This window comes from Caballeronia sp. LZ003 (assembly GCF_031451465.1).
Taxonomy (GTDB): Bacteria; Pseudomonadota; Gammaproteobacteria; order Burkholderiales; family Burkholderiaceae; genus Caballeronia.
The window spans coordinates 1-2155 of sequence record NZ_JARUXJ010000020.1 but is presented as its reverse complement, the minus strand read 5'-3'; the positions used below and the strand labels follow the sequence as shown (position 1 = coordinate 2155).

The following is a 2155-nucleotide window of genomic DNA, read 5'->3' as shown; positions in this document are numbered from 1 at the left end:
AAGGCCGCAAGGCGTTTCTGCATCGGTTCGCTGCGGCCAGCGCGGCGGTGCGTTACCTCGCAGTGCATTACCGTGAAGTAGAACATATCGTCGCGCTGGGTATTGTGCTTCGACGCGACGACCGTAACTGGTTCGAGCGCTTGCCGGGGGGAATCGAACAGGCCGTGATGCTCAAGCTGTGTTACGGACACTTTCTATGTCATGCGTTTCACCTGGACTATATCGTCGCGAAGGGTCACGACTGCGTGGCGCTCGAACACGAGATGCTCGAGTTGGCAGATGTCCGCGGTACCGAACATCCTGCTGAACTCAACGTGGGGCACTTGTACGAAGCTAAGCCCGCACTTGCGGATTTCTATAAGAAGCTCGATCCGTGCAACTGCTTCAATCCGGGCATCGGCAAAACTTCCAAATTCCCGGCGCATCGCGGCGACGAAGCGGAAGCGGTCGTGTAAGTCGCGTGGTTGGCGCATCAATCACAAGGGTGCGATGGATAGCCGCTTCACCACTCCTTGAGAACTCGCGCGGAAGCGAGGCCAGGCCAAAGAAAAGCTTTGTGGGTACACAACTTGCACCTGTGCGAACGTGCCCGGCTTACTGAACACTTAGCCGCATAAGGCAGGATCTGACTGGGAGACACTGACGTAAGGCTCGCTGCATGCTTTTAACTAGCGGAGGAAACATGGAAACGAATAAGGCGGAAGGAACGGTTCAGCAGATTTCCGGTAAGGTGCAGGATGCGGTTGGTTCAGTAATGGGCGACGCGGGAACACAGGTCGCCGGGAAAGCGAAAGAACTCGGCGGCAAGGCACAACAACTGTACGCCGACACCGCCGACATTGTGCGCGATAAGACAACTGATAACCCGTTCACCGCGCTTGCGATCGTGGGCGGCCTAGGGTTCTTATTGGGCGCGCTTTGGGCAAGTGCAAACTCGGCGCCGCCCCGCCGCAACACGGCAAGATATCGCGGGGACGAAGATAACTACTGATCCTTTATAAAAGTCATCAAGCAGCGCGGCGGCAAGGCGTCATCCCCTTGCCACCGAACAGGGGCGAAACCATATGTCGATCCACTCTAAAATCACGCGTTGGCGCAACGTCGGTCAGTTCTGTACAGCGAGGGTGGCGGACTACAGCGAGCTGTTTCTCAGCGAACTTCAACAGGCCAAAGCCAAGGTTATGCGTGAGCTCATCGCAATGGTAACGCTTGCGATAGGAATCTTGTTCACGCTGTCATTCCTTTGTTTCGCAATTATCGCAACCGCTTGGCAGACAGCCTACTTTCTTCCTTCGGTTTGGGGAATCGCCGGTCTTTGGCTGGTCGTTTCAATCGCCGCATTTCTCGTGATGCGGAAACAAAAACCAACAACGCCATTTAGGTCGCTTCGGTCCGAAATGCAAGCTGATATCGCGGCTGTTAGGGAGTCGATGAAGTGAGCGCAAACGACGTTAGCACCTCTCAACAGACGGTCCTCGTCCGAATGGCCGCGACACGCGCCGAATTGATCGCGGCCAACCATATCAGCTCGTCGATTGCCGAAGCCCGGCGCGGCGAGCGCGCACGTCCAGTTCAACAGGGGCCGGTGATTCTTCAGTGGCCGTATGCGCAGCTGATTTCTGTCGTCTTGGTCGCAACCGTTGTCCTGGGGCCGAAGCACGTGGTGAAATCGTTGTTTGGCCGAATACTCATTCCTTGGATGACACACTCGTTAAGGAACATGTTCCGTCGTTAAGACGGAATATGCGTCGTAAGTGTGCGCCAGCGAGCATTGAGTTGTCGGCCGGCTGCCTGTGCAGGACGAAGCAAGCCGGCTTATCAAGGTTAAAGCGGTTTTTTCTTGGTATCAGAGGTAGTCGTCGACGTGCCTTCAAGGCCCGCGGTTCGTTCGACCTCTACCTCAGTCCCACGCACCGTGTCGTTGACGGTCTCGGTTCGATTTGATGCCTCTTTACCGACAACCACTTCCTCGACCACGCGCGCGGTCTTCGCAACGACCGGCTGTTCCGCTGTTTCCTTGATCTCGACAAACCCTTCCTTCAAGTCTGCTGCAGTCGCAGGCCGATCGACCGCCCGCCGTTCAATGCTTGCGTGCTCTTCGTGAAGCGATACGGACTCACTGACTGGCGTCTCCGTCAGCCGTGAGTACACTCGT

General features: G+C 56.3%; 4 protein-coding genes and 1 pseudogene. 4 read left to right on the top strand and 1 reads right to left on the bottom strand.

Annotation, left to right across the window (positions count from 1 at the left end; genetic code table 11):
- The 4 genes and pseudogenes from QCE79_RS32475 to QCE79_RS32460 form a co-directional block, all read left to right on the top strand.
- A pseudogene (locus QCE79_RS32475) lies at nt 1–455 on the top strand (D-lactate dehydrogenase); the annotation flags it as partial.
- Nucleotides 456–682: 227 nt separating this feature from the next.
- Nucleotides 683–991 (top strand): CsbD family protein, encoded by a 309-nt coding sequence (locus tag QCE79_RS32470; RefSeq protein ID WP_309851424.1) that lies wholly within the window; start codon nt 683–685, stop codon nt 989–991.
- 73 nt (nt 992–1064) lie between these two features.
- Nucleotides 1065–1439, top strand: coding sequence for a phage holin family protein (locus tag QCE79_RS32465; protein ID WP_309851421.1), 375 nt, complete (start codon nt 1065–1067; stop codon nt 1437–1439).
- On the top strand, nt 1436–1735 hold the full coding sequence (locus QCE79_RS32460; RefSeq protein ID WP_309851418.1) for a hypothetical protein: 300 nt from the start codon (nt 1436–1438) through the stop codon (nt 1733–1735). Before QCE79_RS32465 ends, QCE79_RS32460 begins: the two co-directional genes overlap by 4 nt.
- 89 nt (nt 1736–1824) lie before the next feature.
- Here the strand turns inward: QCE79_RS32460 and QCE79_RS32455 are convergent.
- Nucleotides 1825–2155: DUF2382 domain-containing protein (locus QCE79_RS32455; protein WP_309851415.1), on the bottom strand; the 331-nt coding region annotated here is incomplete at its 5' end.